This is a genomic window from Pseudonocardia nigra, assembly GCF_019396355.1.
Lineage (GTDB): Bacteria > Actinomycetota > Actinomycetes > Mycobacteriales > Pseudonocardiaceae > Pseudonocardia > Pseudonocardia nigra.
This window is the reverse complement of the sequence record NZ_JAHKRK010000018.1, coordinates 13,035-30,727: the sequence shown is the minus strand read 5'-3', so window position 1 is coordinate 30,727 and position 17,693 is coordinate 13,035. Positions and strand designations below refer to the sequence as shown.

Annotated in this window: 18 protein-coding genes; 16 read left to right on the top strand and 2 right to left on the bottom strand. The window is 67.9% G+C overall.

The genetic code is table 11. From position 1 onward, the window contains the following. Window positions 1-7 precede the first annotated feature (7 nt). Complete coding sequence (locus tag KME75_RS07315; RefSeq protein ID WP_219413773.1) at window positions 8-1,171, bottom strand: acyl-CoA dehydrogenase family protein; 1,164 nt, start codon at window positions 1,169-1,171, stop codon at window positions 8-10. A 12-nt stretch (window positions 1,172-1,183) separates the two neighbouring features. After that, a complete protein-coding gene (locus KME75_RS07310) occupies window positions 1,184-2,362 on the bottom strand; it encodes an acyl-CoA dehydrogenase family protein (RefSeq protein WP_219413772.1) in 1,179 nt (392 codons plus the stop codon). Between the two features lie 457 nt (window positions 2,363-2,819). Between KME75_RS07310 and KME75_RS07305 the strand changes: the two genes are divergently transcribed. From KME75_RS07305 to KME75_RS07230, 16 genes are all read left to right on the top strand, one after another. After that, on the top strand, window positions 2,820-3,956 hold the full coding sequence (locus tag KME75_RS07305) for a thiolase family protein (RefSeq protein WP_219413771.1): 1,137 nt from the start codon (window positions 2,820-2,822) through the stop codon (window positions 3,954-3,956). 1 nt (window position 3,957) lies between these two features. Beyond that, window positions 3,958-5,160, top strand: a complete 1,203-nt coding sequence (locus KME75_RS07300) for a TetR/AcrR family transcriptional regulator (protein WP_219413770.1) — start codon at window positions 3,958-3,960, stop codon at window positions 5,158-5,160. Between the two features lie 135 nt (window positions 5,161-5,295). Further along, window positions 5,296-6,177, top strand: coding sequence for a branched-chain amino acid ABC transporter permease (locus KME75_RS07295; protein WP_219413769.1), 882 nt, complete (start codon window positions 5,296-5,298; stop codon window positions 6,175-6,177). A gap of 14 nt (window positions 6,178-6,191) precedes the next feature. Beyond that, entirely contained in the window at window positions 6,192-7,262 is a 1,071-nt protein-coding gene (locus KME75_RS07290) for a branched-chain amino acid ABC transporter permease (protein WP_219413768.1), read from the top strand. Then, window positions 7,252-8,118 carry an ABC transporter ATP-binding protein gene (locus KME75_RS07285; RefSeq protein WP_219413767.1) on the top strand — a complete coding sequence of 289 codons (867 nt, stop codon included), beginning with the start codon at window positions 7,252-7,254 and terminating at the stop codon, window positions 8,116-8,118. Before KME75_RS07290 ends, KME75_RS07285 begins: the two co-directional genes overlap by 11 nt. 17 nt (window positions 8,119-8,135) lie before the next feature. Next, window positions 8,136-8,882, top strand: coding sequence for an ABC transporter ATP-binding protein (locus KME75_RS07280; protein WP_308282625.1), 747 nt, complete (start codon window positions 8,136-8,138; stop codon window positions 8,880-8,882). A 13-nt stretch (window positions 8,883-8,895) separates the two neighbouring features. Further along, the gene (locus tag KME75_RS07275; RefSeq protein ID WP_219413765.1) at window positions 8,896-10,707 is read left to right on the top strand and encodes an AMP-binding protein; all 1,812 of its coding nucleotides are present in this window, start codon (window positions 8,896-8,898) and stop codon (window positions 10,705-10,707) included. 221 nt (window positions 10,708-10,928) lie between these two features. Next, a complete protein-coding gene (locus KME75_RS07270) occupies window positions 10,929-11,831 on the top strand; it encodes a Phenylacetic acid catabolic protein (RefSeq protein WP_219413764.1) in 903 nt (300 codons plus the stop codon). Window positions 11,832-11,889: 58 nt separating this feature from the next. Then, entirely contained in the window at window positions 11,890-12,198 is a 309-nt protein-coding gene (locus KME75_RS46620) for a 1,2-phenylacetyl-CoA epoxidase subunit B (protein WP_219413763.1), read from the top strand. A 32-nt stretch (window positions 12,199-12,230) separates the two neighbouring features. Beyond that, the gene (locus tag KME75_RS07260; protein ID WP_219413762.1) at window positions 12,231-12,980 is read left to right on the top strand and encodes a Phenylacetic acid catabolic protein; all 750 of its coding nucleotides are present in this window, start codon (window positions 12,231-12,233) and stop codon (window positions 12,978-12,980) included. Then, complete coding sequence (locus KME75_RS07255) at window positions 12,973-13,506, top strand: iron-sulfur cluster assembly protein (RefSeq protein WP_219413761.1); 534 nt, start codon at window positions 12,973-12,975, stop codon at window positions 13,504-13,506. Before KME75_RS07260 ends, KME75_RS07255 begins: the two co-directional genes overlap by 8 nt. Before the next feature lie 574 nt (window positions 13,507-14,080). Then, window positions 14,081-14,614, top strand: a complete 534-nt coding sequence (locus KME75_RS07250; RefSeq protein WP_219413760.1) for a TetR/AcrR family transcriptional regulator — start codon at window positions 14,081-14,083, stop codon at window positions 14,612-14,614. A gap of 74 nt (window positions 14,615-14,688) precedes the next feature. Further along, window positions 14,689-16,155, top strand: a complete 1,467-nt coding sequence (locus KME75_RS07245) for an aldehyde dehydrogenase family protein (protein WP_219413759.1) — start codon at window positions 14,689-14,691, stop codon at window positions 16,153-16,155. Further along, on the top strand, window positions 16,152-16,541 hold the full coding sequence (locus KME75_RS07240; RefSeq protein WP_219413758.1) for a Zn-ribbon domain-containing OB-fold protein: 390 nt from the start codon (window positions 16,152-16,154) through the stop codon (window positions 16,539-16,541). Before KME75_RS07245 ends, KME75_RS07240 begins: the two co-directional genes overlap by 4 nt. Continuing rightward, window positions 16,538-17,062, top strand: coding sequence for an FAS1-like dehydratase domain-containing protein (locus KME75_RS07235; protein WP_308282624.1), 525 nt, complete (start codon window positions 16,538-16,540; stop codon window positions 17,060-17,062). Before KME75_RS07240 ends, KME75_RS07235 begins: the two co-directional genes overlap by 4 nt. Continuing rightward, window positions 17,062-17,484, top strand: coding sequence for a MaoC/PaaZ C-terminal domain-containing protein (locus tag KME75_RS07230; protein WP_219413756.1), 423 nt, complete (start codon window positions 17,062-17,064; stop codon window positions 17,482-17,484). Before KME75_RS07235 ends, KME75_RS07230 begins: the two co-directional genes overlap by 1 nt. Window positions 17,485-17,693 lie beyond the last annotated feature (209 nt).

The following is a 17,693-nucleotide window of genomic DNA, read 5'->3' as shown; positions in this document are numbered from 1 at the left end:
CCAGCTATCACCTCGCAATGTCTCCCCCTCGATCTGCGCTCGTGCTGGCTGCCGACGTCGCCAGCTCATCACCGATGCGAAGGAGCTGGTCGGTGGCGCCGCCGAGGGTGAGTTCGTTCTGTTTGGTCGCCAGGAAGTACCGGTGGAGCGGGTAGTCGTAGTCGATTCCGACACCGCCGTGCAGGTGAACTGCGGCGTGCCCGACGCGGTGGCCGGCGTCGGCGGCCCAGAACTTGGCCGTCTCCACTTCCGTGCGGGCCGGCAGACCCTCAGAGAGCCGCCACGCTGCCTGCCAGAGCGAGAGGCGGATGCCCTCCACGTCGATGTAGGCGTCCGCGGCCCGCTGGCCCACGGCCTGGAACGTCGCGATGGGCCGGCCGAACGCGACCCGTGTCGTCGCGTACTGCGCCGTCATCTCCAATGCCCGCGAGCACACGCCGAGCTGCATCGCGCACAGGCCCACCGTTGCCCGCTCGAGGAGCCAGTCGAGGATCTCGCCGCCGTCGTCGACAGACCCGAGCAGCTGATCGTCGCGGACGGTCACGCCGTCGAGCTCGAGGTGGCCCTCGCTGTCCTTGTCGGTGGTGCGCTGTCGCTGCATCGTGACGCCGGGCGCGGCCGTGTCGACAATGAACACGCCGATGGCCGGGCCGGATTCCACGACCGCGGGAACGAGCACGGCCGACGCGAGCGGGCCGGCGGGGACGCGGGTCTTCACACCGGTCACGGTCCAGCCCGCATCCGTACGCTCCGCCCGGGTGCGCAGCGGAATCGAGTGGGGGTTGTCCGGCTCGGTCAGCGCCGCGGTGAGGATTCTCTGCCCGGTCGCGGCCGGTGTTGCCCACGTCGCCTTCTGCTCCGCGGTCCCGAACGTCGCCACCGGCAGGGCGCCCAACACACACGACGCCCACACGGGCACGGGCGCGACGGTGCGACCGACCTCCTCGAGCACCAGGCACTGCTCGATGAAGCCGTAACCGCTGCCGCCCACCTCCTCGGGGAGACCGATGCCGAGCAGGTTGGCCTCGCCCAGCACGCGCCACGTTTCGGGATCGAACCGGTCCTCGGCTGCCTCGACCTCGCGCAGCCGCACGTCGGTGACCTTGTCCTCGAGGATCTCGCGGGCCAGCGCCCTGAGGTCCCCCTGCTCCTCCGACAGGCTGAAGTCCACGACCGCTCTCTCCTACCTCGGGGCCCTGGGCATACCCAGGGCCGCCGTGACGATGATGTCCCGCTGAATCTCGTTGGTGCCGCCACCGAAGGTGCGGACGAGCGCCAGGCGGTACGTGAACTCGAGATGACCTCGCAACTCGGCGCCGACCGAGTCCTCCTGGATGACGGCACCCGCGCCGAGCACCTCCATCGCCAGTCGATGGGCCTCCACCGTGAACTCGCTTGCGTAGACCTTCGCCACCGACGACTTGGCCGGGTTCACCGCCTCGCTCGTGGCGATCTCCCAGGTGATCAGCTTGAGAAACTCGGCGCCGGCGTGAATGCGGGCCAGGTTCATCCGGACCCACTGCTGGTCGATGACCCGGGTGCCGTCGGGCAGCCGCTTGTCGGCCGCCCACTGCACGACCCGCCGCAGCAGGCTCTGCAGCTCGGCGGGTGAACCGATCATCGCCCGCTCGTGATTGAGCTGGTTGGTCACGAGCCGCCAACCCTGGTTCTCGCCGCCCACCAGGTTCTCGGCCGGGACCCGGGCATCGTCGAAATACGCGACGGTCGTCCGTTCCCCCATCGTGTTCACCCGGCTCCACCTGAGGCCAGGCGTGTCGGTCGGGACGAGGAACACGGAGATGCCGTTGTGCCGCTGCGCGTCGGGGTCGGTACGCGCCGCCAGCCACAGGTAGTCCGCGTACTCGGCGAAGGTCACCCACATCTTCTGGCCGTTGATGACGTAGTCGTCCCCGTCGCGCACCGCCCGGGTCTTGAGCATCGCCAGGTCGGTCCCCGCATCCGGCTCGGAGTAGCCGATCGACACGATCACCTCGCCGTTGACGATCCGTGGCAAGAAGCGCTTCTTCTGCTCCTCGGTTCCGTAGGCCATGATCGTCGGCCCCACGGCACTGAGCGCAAGCCACGGGATCGGACCCATACCAGCGACGTCGGCCTCGTCGGAAAAGATCAGTTGATCGAGCGTCGATCGCCCCTGGCCGCCGTATTCCTTGGGCCATCCGATCCCGAGCCACCCGTCGCTGCCGATCTGGCGGAGGACCTTCTTGTAGACGCCGGGATTGCCGTGATCGCCCTCGTCGGACGAGGCCAACGCCTGCTTGATGTCCGGCGTCATGAGCTTGGCGAAGTACTCCCGCAACTCGTCGTGCAGCTGCTCCTGCTCCGCCGTCAACGCGATCCTCACGAGCGTGCTCCTCTTCTCAGTTGAAGGCCGCTACCACACGACACGGCGGACGACGGAACTCGCGATCGGGGCAGGTGGAAATTGTCGCTCGGGATGCCGGCCGAAAGGTGTCTGCGCCGGCTCCGCGAGGAGCCTGCGGGAGTGCGGAGCGCTGTTCCATGCCTGCTCCTCCGTCGTCGTTACGCCCATGGTGAACGAGTGGCCTTGAATCGCGCGGGCAAGCGAAAACGCTTCCACGACTGCTTCTCAGAGCTAGTCGACCGATTGGTCGATCAGCGACGATATGGGGGCCGTCGTCCCATGTCAAGGGCGCCTCCGCGACCGTCGCGTCAGGACGGGCGGCAGGTCGGCTCGAGTGTGCGGCGCCTGCCGGCAGGACCCGACGCGCGCCGCGCGCGCTGGCGTGGGCTGGGGCGTGGGGCTACAGTTCTACTGACCGCTCAGTAGTGGAGGGCCCATGGAAGAGCTTGCCGTCGCAGGCGTCGGAATGACGCGCTTCACCAAGCAGCCCGAGCGGTCGCCGGAGTCGCTCGTCGGCGAGGCGGTCCGCGCCGCCCTGCGCGATGCGGGTGTCGCCCGCGACGAGATCCAGGCTTCCTTCGTCGGCAACGTCCAGCTGACGGCCGGCACCGGCCAGCGGGTGCTGAAGGATCTCGGGCTCACCGGTCCGCCGGTCATCAACGTCGAGAACGCGTGCGCCAGCAGCACGACTGCGCTCAACGAGGCCGCCATGTGGATCCACGCCGGCATGGCCGAGACCGTTCTCGTCGTCGGTGTCGAATCGCTGAGCCGGCACGAGGGCGTCGTCGGCCTGAACCTCGACGACCCGATCAGTGGCATGGGCGCGGCATGGCCTGCGATGTACGCACTCAAGGCGCGAGCGAAGATGGAGCAGGGTCTCACCGTCGAGCAGCTCGCCCTCGTGGCGGTGAAGAACCGCAGGCACGCGATGGCGAACCCCTACGCCCACTTCCGCACCCCGATCAGCGTCTCCGACGTGCTCGCCAGCCGCCCCGTTGCCGACCCGATCACGCTCCTGCAGTGCTGCCCGCGCTCCGACGGCGCATCGGCAGTCGTGCTCACGACACTGACGCGCGGACGCGAGCTCGCGAACGGCCGACCCATCGTTCGACTGGCCGGCTCTGCCCTGAACTCGGGCGTGCTCAACGACCAGGTCGAGCGCGCCTCCGATGCGACGGTGCGCACGTCGCGCCTGGCATACGAGCGGGCCGGCATCGGTCCCGAGGACGTCGACGTGTGCGAGGTGCACGACGCCTTCACCATCGGCGAGATCTTGCACTGCGAGTCGCTCGGGTTCTGTGCGGCCGGTGCGGGCGGCCGGTACGTCGAGGCCGGGAAGTCCGCCCTCGGCGGCGGCGGCGTCGTCGTGAACCCCAGCGGCGGCCTCCTCTCCCGCGGTCATCCGCTCGGCGCAACCGGCACCGCGCAGATCGCCGAGCTGTCGTGGCAGCTGCGGCGGGAGGCGGGGGATCGCCAGGTCGAAGGGGCCCGGGTGGCCGTCTCACACACCATGGGTGGCACCGTGTACGAGCTCGAGACCAACGTCTGCGCCGTGCACGTGCTGAAGGTCTGACATGGGGAGCGGCCGTCGGGAGGAGGTGCTCGCGGTCTCAGCGCGCCTGTTCCAGGAGAAGGGCTATCGCTCCACGTCGATCGAGGACCTCACGAGCGAGATGGGATTCACCAAGGCCGCGCTCTATTACTACGTCCGCTCCAAGCAGGAGCTCCTCGAGGAGCTCGCGCGGCAGATCGGCCGGGAGCTCCTCGCGGCGGCGGCGAAGGACTTCGACGGCGCGGGCAGCGCCTCGGGGGCCCTGCGCGCGTTCGCTCGGCAGCACGTGGCGGCAGTCGTGGCCAACCGTGCCGTGCTGTCGGTCACCTTGAGAGAACGGTCCGAGCTGTCGCCCGAGGTCCTGGGCGAGCTCGAAGACATGGAGCGACTGTACGTCGGCCGTCTGACCGAGCTGGTGGCAAAGCTTCCGTCGCGCCGGCGCTCCCGGCCGGCGCCGTCGGTGGCGACTCATCTCCTGCTCGGCATGCTCGCCTCCGCCGTCGACTGGTACCGCCCTGACGCCGGCCTCCCGCCGGAGGACGTGGCCGACGTGATCGTCGACCTTTTCCTCCGTGGACTTGCCACCGGGCGGGCGGCCCCGCGGACCGTGTCGAAGACGGCGCTCCCGACGCCGAGCCCCAGCCCCTCGACCGGACACGACGGTCGACGAGAGCAGATCGTCCGGGTCGCCGCGTCGCTGTTTCACGCCAAGGGGTACGAGGCGACGACGATGCAGGACATCGCCGACGAGCTCGGCCTCACGAAGGCGGCGCTGTACTACTACGTCACGGGGAAGCAAGAGCTGCTCGAGGAGCTCGTGCGGCGTGTCGGATACGCGCTGATCGGCGCCGCCGAAGCGGTCGCGGAGGGCCGCCCGCCGCACCGGGTGCTCGCCGCGATCATCCGCCTCCACCTCCGGTGGGTCCACGAGCAGCGTGCGCTCTACTCCCTCTACCTGCTGTCGCGCTCGTCGCTGTCGGATGCGGCGTTCACGGAGCTTCGGGTGGGGGAGCGCACCTACGCGGAGCTCTTTCGCGGCGTCGTTCGACAGGGGATCAAGGAAGGCGTGTTCCGGCCGGTCGACTCGCGCGTCGTGCTGCCCGCACTCCTCGGCGGGATGAACGCCACCTTGCGGTGGTTCCACGAGGGTCCGCTCAGCGTCGATGACCTCGGCGCCGTGGTCGCGGACCTGGTGTACCACGGCTACGCACCCGCCAGTCCCTGAGGCCCCGCAGGCCCTCACGAGCAGCAGCAAGGCCCTCTCGGCCGAAGCGCGCGTTGACTATCTACTATGCGGTTAGTAAAGTTCCGGGCGCTGTCACTCGACCGATCGGTCGGGAGCATCTCGAGATGGGGGCCCGTGAGCGACTTCCTATCGTTGCTGGTCAACGGGGCGTCGGTCGGCATGATCTACGCGCTCGTCGCCGTCGGGTTCGTGATCATCTTTCGCGCGACGCGCGTCCTCAACTTCGCGCACGGCGAGTTCATGACCGTTGCCGCCTACCTCTCGGTGACGCTCACCCTCTCGGTCCTGGCCCTCCCGTTCGTGGCGGCGGTGGGCGTCGCGGTCGTGGTCACCGCGGTTATCGGGGTCCTCGTGTTCGCGCTGCTGATGAGGCCGCTGCTCGGAGAGGCACTCTGGGCCCCGGTCATGGTGACGATCGGCCTGACCGTGGTCGCGCAGTCCGTCATCAAGATCATTTGGCACGGCAATCCGGAGATCCTCCGACCGCCCTGGCCCCGCACCGGCGTCCACATCCCAGGCGCGGACATCCTGGTGTCGAACTACGTGCTGGCGACGATCGTCATTGCCGGCGTCTTCTTCGCGCTGCTGATCGCGTTCTTCCGCTACGTCGGCCTCGGCCGGCAGATGCGCGCGGCCGCCGAGAACCCGCGCCTCGCCAGCTGGTCGGGGGTCAACGTCATGGCGCTGTTCGCCGGTGCGTGGGCGATCGCCGGGTTCGCGGCCGCATTGGCCGGCGTCGCCGTTGGAGTCGGCGGGATCGTCACTGCCGAACTCGGTGCCATCGGTCTGCGCGCCATCCCGGCGGCGATCCTCGGTGGGCTGGACAGCGTCAGTGGGGCGCTGATCGCGGCGCTGATAGTCGGGTTCGTCGAGGTGGCTGCCGCAGAGTACATCTCGAGCAGCACGCGCGACATCGCTGCGTTCTGCGTGATGCTCGCGGTTCTGCTCGTCAGGCCAAGCGGACTGCTCGGGTCGCCCGAGATCAAGCGGATCTAGTGGGGAGCGACATCGTGGCTTCGAAGCCCTACGCCACCAGCTACGCCAGGGACATCGCTCTGCTGGGGTCGCCCGGCCGTCGGTTCTGGTTCGCGGCCGTCGCCGTCGCGCTGCTGGCCGGTCCGCTCGTCCTGTCCGAGCTCCACGTGGTCGTGGCGTCCACCCTGTTCATCACGCTCATCGGCGCCGTCGCGATCAACCTGCTCATGGGCGTCGCCGGGGTTCTCTCCCTCGGTGCGGCCGCGTTCCTGGCCGTGGGAAGCTTCGCTGCGACCTTCTTCGCGGTCGACCTCGAGCTGCCGTTCGCACTGGTGCTCCTCGGCTCCGGCCTGACCGCCGCGCTCGTTGGTGCCGTCGTCGCGCTGTTCACCGCCCGCCTGCGCGGGCTGTATGTCGTCATGGCGACGTTCGCCCTGCACTTCATCGCAATCTTCGCGGTGGCGCAGTACCAGGTGGCCCGCGTCGGGTCCGCCGGTTGGATGATGCCAAGGGTCGAGATCGGACCGTGGAGCAGCAGGAGCGACTCCTTCTGGTACTTCATGGCACTTGTGCTGGCGGGCGTCACGGTGCTCGTCGCCGCCAACATCATGCGCAGTGGTGTCGGTCGCTCGTGGATCGCGATGCGGGACCGGGACATCGTCGCCGAGGCGATCGGGATCAACCTCTTCCGCGCCAAGGTCGTCGCGTTCGCGGGGACATCGTTCCTGTTCGGCGTGGCCGGGGCGCTCAATTCCTACTTCATCGGCCACGTCGGGTCCGAGCAGTTCACGATCGCGCTGGCGATCGAGTACCTGGCGATCATCATCATCGGCGGGATCGGTTCGATCCTCGGCTCGGTGATCGGAACGATGTTCGTGGTCCTCCTTCCGTATGTCGTCGAATGGTTCATCGAGGGCGGCGTCGGTATCTCGTTCGAGAGCGCGCTCGGCGGGCAGCAGTTCGAGGTCCAGGCGGCCATCTACGGTGTCGCCATCATCGCGTTCATGCTGATCGAGCCAGGTGGGATCGCCGCGCTGTGGCAGCGGAGGATCAAGGGCTACTTCGCGCTCTGGCCCTTCCGACGGAGGTGGGACTTTGGCCAGTGAGACGTCGACCGCCGACGCCATGGTGAGCGACACCCCGGCCGTACCCGGCCCTCGGCCGCGGGATCTCGTCCTCGAGCACGTCGAGGTGACCTACGAGGGCGTGTTCCTCGCTGCTCACGGCGTGAACCTTCGGGTACCAGCTGGCAAGATCATCGGGCTGCTCGGGTCGAACGGCGCCGGCAAGACCACGACGCTGCGCGCGATCAGCGGGTTCCTGCGATCCGAGCGGGCCGCAGTGTCCAACGGCACGATCTCCTACGGCGAAGGCGTCCGGCTGGTCGGGCGGTCCCCGCACTGGGTGGCCCGGCAGGGCATCGTGGTCGTACCGGAGCGCGACAAGGTCTTCGCCGGCCTGTCGGTCGCCGAGAATCTCAAGATCGGCAGCGCCGGCACGAGAAACCGGACCGGCAAGCGCGAACGTCTCGAGGTGATCTACGGGTATTTCCCGATCCTGCGGGAACGCGGTACCCAGAAGGCCGGCTACCTCAGTGGCGGCGAACGCCAGATGCTCGGGATTGCCCGGGCCTTGATGCGACGGCCGAGCTTGCTCATGATCGACGAGCTGTCGCTCGGTCTCGCACCGAAGATCATCGAGGATCTGCTTGAGATCATGACACGCATCAACGAGGAGCAAGGCACCTCGATCCTGGTCGTCGAGCAGAATGCGGCGGCAACGCTGGACGTCTCCGACTTCGTCTACATCATGGAGAGCGGACGGATCGTCCTGGAAGGCACGCCGGGCGAGCTACGAGACCGGGCCGACGTCCAGGAGTTCTATCTCGGCATGGGCGGCCAGGAGGTCCGCAGCTACGGCGAGGTCAGGCCGCACAGGAAGGCGGCACGGTGGTGGGGGTAGAAGCACCGCTCCTGAGCGTGCGCGACCTGACGCTGCGCTTCGGTGGCAACATCGCCCTCAACGGGTTGAGCGTCGAGCTCTACGAAGGCGAGCTGCTCTCGATCGTCGGGCCCAACGGCGCCGGGAAGACGAGCCTTTTCAACTGCATCAGCGGCGTCTATCGGCCGGAGCGGGGAGACGTGCTGCTCGAGGGCAGGAGCGTCATCGGCCTCCCGCCGTACCAACTCGCCCGCCTCGGCGTGTCCCGCACGTTTCAGAGCGTCGAGCTCTTCTCGATGAGCGTCGTGCAGAACATCCTCGTCGGACGCCAGGTGAAGATGAAGTCTGGCCTCCTTCGGGCCAGCATCTTCGCGGGGTTCACCGCGCGCGAGGAGCGGCACCAGCGACGTCGCGCCGAAGAGATCCTCGACTTCCTGGAGATCGGTCGGTATCGACACGACGACGTCGAGCACCTTCCGCTCGGCGTGCAGAAGCGAGTCGAAATGGGCCGGGCCTTGGCGCTGGAGCCGCGTCTGCTGCTGCTCGACGAGCCGACCGCGGGCATGAACCGCGCGGAGAAGGAGGACATCGCCCGCATCATCCTGCGGATCCGCCGGGAGCTCGGGATATCGCTCGCGCTCATCGAGCATGACATGCGCTTCGTCATGGACCTGTCCGACCGCGTCTGCGTCATGAACTTCGGCGAGGAGCTGGCAACGGGAGCGCCGAAGGACGTCGCCAACAACGAGCAGGTCATCCGCGCGTACCTGGGTGACCACGCCTAGTCGAGGGGAAAGCGTGCAGCAGTTGAACGAGCGCCATGACCGGGAGCAACCCGAGGTCGAATCCAGCTCACCGGGGACACTCGTCGACCTCTTCGTGTCCCGCTGCCGCAGCCACCCCGAACGCGTCGCCTACTGCCGGCACCACCTCGGCCTCTGGGAGGAGGTCAGTTGGCACCAGTACGGCAGGGAGGTCGGCGCAGCGGTTGCGGCGCTCCGCAGGCGTCGGTTGGCCCCGGGAGACCACGTCGCCGTCATGGGCGATGCCCGGCCCGAGCTCGTCGCGGTCGTGCTCGCCGGACAGCTCCTCGGACTGCGCTGTGTTGCGCTCTACCCGTCGGCCAGCTCCGACGAGGTGCGCTCGATCGTCGAGCAGGTCGCTCCCCGGCTGTTCGTCGCCGAGGACGACGAGGACGTGCACAAGCTGATCCAGTCCGGCCTCGCTGCGAACGTGGGTGAGATCGCCATCCTGGATGCGCGCGGCATCCAGCACGTCGAGATCGTCCCGCTCCGCTGGCACGATCTGATCGCGGAAGTCCCGGCGTGCGACCTCGACGAGCTCGGGGCACTCGCGGCCGGAATCGGCCCGGACGAGGTGGCTAGCATCGCCTACTCCTCAGGTACCGGCGGTACGGCCAAAGGCGCCGTCCTGACCCATCGGAACGTCGTTGCCGCCTGGTCCGGTGCCCTCTCGCTCCTGCCGCGTATCGGCTTCCGCGATCGGGTCGTGGTCGACGCTCCGTTGGCGCATGCCGCCGGCCACGTGACAGCACTCGTGCTCCCGCTACTCACGGGATGCGTCTCGTTCTTCGTGGAGGACGTCGAAGAGGTGCCGGCGGCAATCGCGAACGTGCGCCCCACCGTGTCCGTGGGAACCCCTCGCCGTTGGCTCAAGGCGTCGAGGCAGATCACCGCGGCTGTCGCCCAATCGTCCTTCGTGAAGCGCATGGTGTTCAACACCGCCTTACCACCGCTGCGCGAGGACGACGGCACCGGCGGCAAGGAGCGGTCGCGGTCGCCCATGGCGTTGCTCGGCTACCTCGCTGCGCGGCGTCCGGTGCTGCGCATGCTCGGATACGACGAGCTGCGGGTGTGCGTCGTGGGATGGGGCGCGACATCGGCACGCACGCGCCGCTTCTGGAAGCGGCTGGGTGTCGACATTCGGGACCTCTACGGCATGGCGGAAACGGCCGGCGCGGCCGCGGTGGCGACCGGGCCTACTGTGTCATCGTCCACGATCGGCATTCCGGTGCCGGGGACCGAGATCATGCTCGCGCCCGATGGCGAGATCCTCGTTCGGGGTCCACACGTCTGCCTGGGCCTACTTTCGGACCGCGGCGCTGTCACGAATGCCCTCGACGACGACGGCTGGTTCCACACCGGCGATATCGGTGTCCGGGCATCCGACGGCTCGGTGAGCATCCTCGACCGCGTCGAGAACGGCGTCGTGCTCGCCGACGGGCGAACCCTCCACCCGGGTGCCATCGAGCGGCTACTGAAGGACAGCGCCTACGTCGCCGAGGCGGTGGTCTTCGTCGACAGCGCCGCGAGCGTGCGGGCCCTCGTCGAGCTCGACCGCGACACGGTTCGCGAATGGGCCCGAGCCCACGGCGTCTCGTACACCTCCGCCGATGATCTGCCCCGGCAGCCGGCCATCCGCGAGATGATCGACTCCGAGGTGCGGCAGCGGAACGACGAGCTGCGAGAGCAGGGCTGGCCGGTTGTCGAGCGCGTCGAGATCGTCCCCGGCTCACTGGGACACGACGAGCTCACACCGACCCGAAAGATCCGCACCCGCTTCCGCCATCAGCTCGGGCACCGCGGGTAGCCGGCCCCCGCCCGCAGGCGGTCGAGGCCGGCCGGCATACCGACGCCACGCCCGACCTGGTCTCGACCCGCGTCGGTGGGCCACCTGCCGGTCACCGGCGACGCTTGCGAGCGCGGAGGCACGGTGGTAGCCTGATTGGTGTATCAATCAGGAAATGTACGCGAAGCCGCCCCCCGTCCCTTGCGAGCCCGGCCCAGCTTTGAGCGTGAACGGAGCGAAGAATGGTGAACGAAGAGAATGTGGACGGTCGTCTCGATCGCAAGTTCGAGGCCTGGAGCGAGATGACCGGTGAGTATCGCGCCGGTGTGCGGACGTTGACCGAGTACCAGGTCGTGCAGGAGCTGGTCGGCCTGCTGCCGTACGCGGATTGGCTCGACCGCGCCCCGGACGTCGGCCGCAAGCAGATGCTCATCGCGAAGATCCAAGATGAGGTTGGGCACGGCCACATCGTCGCGCGAGTCGCTGAGGACCTGGGCGGCGATCGCGATCAGATTCTCACCGACTTCGTCGAGGGCAAGGCCAAGCTGGTGAACGCCTTCCATTACCGGTTTGAGACGTGGGAGGAGTTCGGGCCCGCGGCGCTGCTGGGCAACTCCACCGCGCTGGTGCAGTTCCAGTCCCTGAAGCACGGCACCTACCTGCCGTACGCTCGGGCGCTGAAGAAGATCGAACGCGAAGAGTCGTTCCACTACCATCACGCGTTGGACCTCACCCACGAGATGATGACCAGTGGGAACGAGCAGCAGCGGACGTTGGTGCAGGAGGCGTTCGAGAAGTGGTTCCCCCGGATGCTTGCCGTCTTCGGCCCGGACGACTCCGAGAAGATCCGGAACAACCCGCTGTACCAGATGGGGCTGAAGGTGGCATCGAATCACGAGCTCCGGCAGAGGTGGGTCGCGAAAATGGTCCCAGTCTTCCAGTCGCTCGGGGTTCGGGTGGATCCCGCTCTCGCATCCTATGATTCAGATACCGACCGGTGGAACTACGCGATGCCGGACTGGAAAGAGGTTGCGAACCTCGTTCGGAATGGCGGCCCGGCCTACCATCTGTGGGTCGAGAAGATCCGTAGGTCGCTGGCCCGCAACAGCGTCTATCGCGACGTGGCATTGAGCCAGGCGGCGTAGGACCCATCATCCTGATTCACGTCTCCGGGTGATGACCGATTGGAAAACGGGGTGACCGATGGCAACCTTTGGAAGCGACCCGCTGGCGTATGAGGTCTTCGTCCAGATTGGCGTGGGTAAGGCCATTCAACACGTAGGAAGCGTTCGGGGCGCCGACCCAGACCTTGCCTGGCATGCCGCAAAGGAAATCTACGTCCGGCGTGATACCTGCACACTGCTCTGGGTCGTGCCGCGAACGGCCATCTTGATGAGTGACTCGACCGACCTAGTCTCGCTGGGCACCGGAGGCCGACTGGACTACCGGCAGCCCACGTATCCTGGCAAGCATCGAAATGCCCGCACCGCAGCCGGTGCTCCGAGGCCATGACACACGCGAAGACACCCGCGAAAGGTGCCGATGTGAACGCGACGAAGCTGGCCGCCACGGCCTGGGCCGACGACTTGTTCGTCTTCGGACACAGTCTCTCGTCGTGGATCACCGACTATGTGGACATGGAAGAGTCGCTCGCCGTCGGATCGATGTCGCAAGAGTGCCTCGCGCACGCCGTGGCGCTGTGGAAGCGCGCAGGGATGAGCGCCGAGGAACGTGATCGACATGTCTTCACGGACCCGCTGAGCGATTGGCACCCTGCGGCCCTTGTCGCGGAACCCGCCACCATCTGGCCCGACCTCGTGGCGCAAGGGTGGCTGTTCTCCCAGGCATGCTGCTGCGTCGCGGAGTACCTCGGTTCTCAGAACGACCAGACCGATAGCGTCTTCGACGTCATGGTCGCTGAGCAAACCCTGCATGTTCGACACTGGCAACGGTGGGTGGAGATGCTGCTCGGAGACCAGCGCACGCGGCCGGAGCTGGTGGAGAGCCTCACTAATCGGCTGGCGTCGACCTCAGATTTGCTGCAGCCGGTGCTGCCCGCCGAGTCGGTGCGACAGGGAGCCGACGAGAACCTCCTGAACTCGTGGTCGGCTCATCTGCGCGAAGCGCAGATGCGCATCGGCGATGCGGCGGTGGCCAGATCGGGTGCACCGGCCGCTGCCGTCGACGGGGCCCGTCGCCCCATCAGCGACGGCGACGCGCTCGCTCGGTTGTTCGGGCGGATCCGCGAGGTGCGCAGCAAGCACCCGGAGTGGAGGTACGAGATCTATGACTGACACAGCACCATTAGACGCGATCCGGAAGGCGCTCGCCGCGGTCGAGGATCCGGAGATCCCGATTTCCCTGCAGGACCTCGGGGTGCTCAGGGAGTCGTCGATACAGGGGAGTCGACTGAGAGTTGTCCTGGTGCCTACTCGGCTGGGGTGTCCGGCCAAGGGTGAGATGGAGCGTCGGGTTCGGGCGGCCGTGCGGGGCGTGGCTCCGTCATTGACGGTGGAGGTGATCTGGCGGGGCGATCGATGGACCCAGGACGACATCAGCGAACACGGCCGCGAGATGCTCCGCTCGCATGGGTACGACGCTGGGGTAGAAGCGCAGCGGCGGTGTCCTTACTGCGCCGGGTCCGACGTGAAGCAGCATGGCTCCTTTGGTGGCAGCATCTGCAAGGTGCCATTCAGTTGCCGTGCGTGTGGCTCTACCTTCGAGATGCTCAAGAGTTCGGTGATGAGCGATCTGCCCGCAACCGCTGGTGGGCCGAAGCCGCCCCACGCCGAAGGACGACCATTGCTGCGGATCGTCTGACCCGTTGATACCGCCCCCTTGCCGACCGTGAGCCCGGGTCCAGCCGGCGGCGCTGGTCGGCGGCTGGGCTCGTCAGCACGGGGGAGCAGGAAGACCACCAAGGATCCCAGGTCGGCGTCGCCGGCCCCTCCTCGGCGGCGGGCGGGGGCTCGTCCAGCGCGGCACCCGGTCCCGGCACCGTTCGTGCAGTCCGCCGCGGCATACCGGCGAAACGACGGACGCGCGCCGCGAGCCGTCCTCGTCGCGCAGCCGTGGGAAGCGCTCGCCTGGCTCGCCCCGGTGTCGGACCTCATCGCGATGTGGCCGCGTCGTTTGCTCCTGCGTCTGACTGTCTCATCGATCAGGGGCTAGGATCGGATCCGGTGAGGAGCCATGAGGGCTCGTCAGGGTGAGCGGCCATGCCGATCACGGGTGCGAGCGCGACCGTGGCTCGCCGCGCAAGCGCACGTCGAGGACCGAGGAGACGGACGAGCTGTGGCTTCAGCGTGGAGAACTCATGTCGATAGCTAACATCGGGACTGGTGATGAATCGGTTGGGTCGACCTATGACCGCATGCGGCAGAGGATCCTCGAGGTGGCCGCAGAGGTCTTCGCGGAGAAGGGTTTCGATGCCGGCACCACCAAGGAGATTGCCACCAGGATCGGCCTGAGTCAACCATCCATCTACTACTACTTCGGGTCCAAGGAAGGCTTGCTCAAGGAGATCATGCTGGCGGTTGTCAATGACTTGACAGCTGCTTTGCGGCAAGCGCGTTCGAATGGCGCGAGCTCGCGGGACGTGCTGGCGCAGGTGATCGAGCAGATGACGCTGGTGGTCGCGAAGCAACGCGTTCCGTTTACGGTGTATTACAAGGAGTTCGGCAGGATCGATGTAGAGATTCGCCGAGCGCTCCAGGATACGGAGCGGGAGTTCGTCGCCGAGGTTCGGGGTATCGTCCAAGAGGTGCAACGAGACGGCGGGCTGCCGGCCGAGCTCTCGCCTATGGTGCTCACCGAAGCGATCCTCGGCATGGTGAGTTGGACGCACCGGTGGTTCCGGCCTGACGGGCCCCTCGAGGCGAGAGACATCGCCCGACACTTTACTGCCCTGATCGGAATTCCAGGCTGATCCCTGGTACCTGGCTAGCTCGAGCCGGTGACTCGTATGCTTTGGTAGATCAATCAATCAAATGGGAGGCCGTGATGCGACTGCCGGTCACCGCGCCGCACGACCGGTCCGTCATCGGCGAGATCGAGGCGGACGACGAGGCGGCGATCGACGCCAAGGTCGAGGCAGCGGCCGCCGCCATGACGAAGTGGGCCGCGACGAGCCCGATGGCGCGGGCCGAGACGCTCCTGCGCATCGTCGAGGCCATGCGCCCGGAAGTGCCGCGGCTCGCGCAGGCGCTCAGTCTCGAGCAGGGCAAGACCATGAAGGAAGCGACGCTCGAGCTCGAGCGCTCGATCGGACCGTACGTGCAGTACGCCGGGCTTGCCATGAACATCGGCGGCCGCCACGTGGCCCTGGGTGACGGCGTCGAGGGGGTGGTCGAGCGCGAGCCGGTCGGCGTCGTCGTCGGCGTCGTGCCCTGGAACTTCCCGGTGTCGCTGTTCGTCTCGAAGCTCGCTCCCGCGCTCGCCGCCGGCTGCGCGTTCCTGATCAAGCCGGCGGAGACGACGAGCCTCATCACCCGGGAGCTCGCGGCCATCGCTCAACGGTTCCTTCCGCCCGGCCTCCTGGACGTCGTCGTCGGCGGTCCGGAGGTGGGGAGCTACCTCGTGTCGCATCCCGGCATCGCCCGTGTCACGTTCACGGGGTCGACGCCGGTCGGTCAGGCGATCGCGGCCACCGCGGGTGTCGCGCTGAAGCGCCTGAGCCTGGAGCTCGGCGGCTGCGACCCCTTCGTGGTTCTCGACGACGCCGACCTGACCCGTGCCGTGCGGTCCCTCATGGGTACCCGCTTCTACAACGCCGGCCAGGTCTGCGTGGCGCCCAAGCGGTTGATCGTCCACGACGCCGTGGCCGACAAGATGATCGACATGGTCACCCAGCGTATGGCGCGCATCCGCGTCGGGCCGGGCCAGGCGCCGGACAGCACCATGGGGCCGCTGCACACCGAGGCCGCCCGACAACGTCTCGAGGAGCAGGTGGCCGACGCCCTCGATCACGGGGCCGAGATCGTCGGCGGTGGCCGCCCGGACCGCGCCGACACCGAGCGTGGGTCCTTCGTGCAGCCGGCCCTCCTGCTCGCCCCGCCCGAGTCGGCGCGGGTGCGTACGGAGGAGACCTTCGGCCCCGTGCTCACGGTGCTCCGGGTCGGCTCGGACGACGAGGCGGTGCGCATCTCCAACCAGACGCCGTACGGCCTCGGCGCCTCGGTCTGGAGCGCTGACCGCGACCGCGCGCTCTCGGTCGCCCGCCAGATCGCGGCCGGCTACACCTGGGTCAACGCCCTCGGCCGCGTCTACGACGAACTCCCCTTCGGCGGCGTCAAGGCGTCCGGATTCGGCCGCGAGCACGGCGTCGAGGTCCTCGAGTCGTACCTGGAGGACCACACCTATGTCATCGGGCCCGGCACCAGCGCGCCGATCGATCGGGCGCAGGCGGCCCCACCACTCGCCGAACCGGGCTCCGACGTGCCCGACTCCATCGCCGGGAGGAACCCATGAGCAAGCCGATGCTCCCCGCAGATGTCTACGACACCGAGAGCGGCACCCTCTACGGGTCCCGCTGCGCGACGTGCGGCACGACGCACTTCCCACCGAAGGGAGGCTGCCCCGACTGCTTCGGTGAGTCGGTGGAACGCGTGGCCCTGTCGCAGCGGGGGAGGGTGCACGCGTGCACCGTGGTGCACTCCGCGCTACCGGGATTCAGTGCGCCGTACGCGCTGGCCCAGGTCGACTTCCCCGAGGGCGTCCGCGTCGTGGGCCAGCTCGCCGGCGTCGAGGATCCGAGCGCTGTAGCCGCGGGCTCCCAGGTCGTGCTCGAAACCGGGGCCGTCCGCGTCGACCCCTCCGGCGAAGAGGTCATCGGCTACCGGTTCGTGCCCGCGTGAGATGCCCTCCCGGAAGCAACGCCACCCATACTCGGTGCTTACCCGACGAACAGAATCCGAGGAATGCCGACGTGAACATCGATGGTGTGCAGGGCCTGGCCTTTTCGCCTCGGGAACTGGTTCCGGAGGAGCGGGTTTCGGTGCCCACCTACGCGCGTACGGTCGGCGCGACCGACGCAACGTACTCGAGGACTGAAACTGCACGCAGTCGCGGGTACGCGGCGCGGCCGCTTCCACTCGCGATGCTGACGTTCTTCAACACCATCGACGAGTCGGACGTGCAGGACGTACTCGGGATCGTCTACGGCAAGACCCTCTACACCGGCACCGAGTTCGAGTGGGGGACCGTCGCCACCGAGGTCGAGCCGCTCGTCGGTCAGACCCGCGTCGCCGATGCCTACGAGTGCGTCGGCCGGGACGGGACGAAGCGACAGTTCCTCGTGCTGCTCACGGAGTTCCACACCAAGGAGGGCGAGCTGGTGAGTCGACAGCGCATCACGTTCATCGAGAAGGCCGCCTGATGGCGCGCATCGATGTGGCCGCCGCGGCGGCGGCCAAGGCCGGCGATGAGCTCCCGGGCCGGGTGGTCGGCCCGCTCACCCGGATGGACTTCGCCCGCTTCTCGGTCGCGACCGACGATCCGAACCGCGTCCACGTCGAGGAGGAGGTCGCAGCGGCGGCGGGCTTCCCCCACGTCATCGGGTCCGGTGGCATCGTGACCGGCGTCCTGACCGACGTGGTGACGGCGTGGGCTGGGCTGGAGGCCGTCACCAGTGGGAGCACCCGCATGTTTGCCCCGCTGTTTCCGGGCGTGACGCTGAGGGCGTCAGGGTCCGTGACCGGGCGCGACGACAACGGCAACCTCACCGTCCACGTGGTGGTGGACGACGAAGCCGGAACCCGCGTGGGCGAAGGCACCTTCGCCGTCCGACAGATGAGCTGAACCAGGTCCCATCACGACGTGGAGGACGCGCCTTGCGCGCGCGCGTCTGCACCAGGACCACCTCGCCGGCAGGGTGCCGTTTCACCTCGGCGCGCTGGCCGACCCGCTGCAGTCCGGTTCGACGCTCTGCCGCGGGCACTTGCCTGTACGGCAGTGACAGCTGCACGGCCTGTTCCCGTCCTTGTGATTATACTGACCACTTAGTAGAA

Excerpts from the sequence above, each read along its gene's own strand:
- KME75_RS07305 (WP_219413771.1), top strand. The coding sequence starts at position 2,820 with ATGGAAGAGCTTGCCGTCGCAGGCGTCGGAATGACGCGCTTCACCAAG.
- KME75_RS07300 (WP_219413770.1), top strand. The coding sequence starts at position 3,958 with ATGGGGAGCGGCCGTCGGGAGGAGGTGCTCGCGGTCTCAGCGCGCCTG.
- KME75_RS07270 (WP_219413764.1), top strand. The coding sequence starts at position 10,929 with ATGGTGAACGAAGAGAATGTGGACGGTCGTCTCGATCGCAAGTTCGAG.
- KME75_RS46620 (WP_219413763.1), top strand. The coding sequence starts at position 11,890 with ATGGCAACCTTTGGAAGCGACCCGCTGGCGTATGAGGTCTTCGTCCAG.
- KME75_RS07255 (WP_219413761.1), top strand. The coding sequence starts at position 12,973 with ATGACTGACACAGCACCATTAGACGCGATCCGGAAGGCGCTCGCCGCG.
- KME75_RS07245 (WP_219413759.1), top strand. The coding sequence starts at position 14,689 with ATGCGACTGCCGGTCACCGCGCCGCACGACCGGTCCGTCATCGGCGAG.
- KME75_RS07240 (WP_219413758.1), top strand. The coding sequence starts at position 16,152 with ATGAGCAAGCCGATGCTCCCCGCAGATGTCTACGACACCGAGAGCGGC.
- KME75_RS07230 (WP_219413756.1), top strand. The coding sequence starts at position 17,062 with ATGGCGCGCATCGATGTGGCCGCCGCGGCGGCGGCCAAGGCCGGCGAT.